This window comes from Flavihumibacter cheonanensis (assembly GCF_022352215.1).
Lineage (GTDB): Bacteria > Bacteroidota > Bacteroidia > Chitinophagales > Chitinophagaceae > Flavihumibacter > Flavihumibacter cheonanensis.
On record NZ_JAKRWF010000037.1, the window covers coordinates 1 to 292 of the forward strand.

The window sequence follows — 292 nt, forward strand, 5'->3', positions numbered from 1 at the left end:
AACCCGCTGGCGGACCCGACGCTTTTCGAACGGGGGCGGGAGACCGTGCTGCTGGTGATGAAGGCCGGGCAGGTCATGAAAGACCGTTTGCCGCGGCCCGAAAGGAGCCGCTGATGGACGCGGCCCATCTGCTGGACGTCCAGGGATTGGAAACCCACTTTTTCACCTTCGATGGTGTGGCCCGCGCCGTTGACGATGTCTCCTTCCACCTGGACCGGGGTGAGGTGCTGGGCATCGTCGGAGAATCGGGGTGCGGCAAGAGCGTCACCGCACAGACGATCATGCGGCTGAT

General features: G+C 64.0%; 1 protein-coding gene. It reads left to right on the plus strand.

What is annotated here, in order from left to right; all coding sequences use genetic code 11:
- Nucleotides 1-113: 113 nt before the first annotated feature.
- Nucleotides 114-292: ATP-binding cassette domain-containing protein (locus tag MD536_RS21030; RefSeq protein ID WP_239603762.1), on the plus strand; the 179-nt coding region annotated here is incomplete at its 3' end.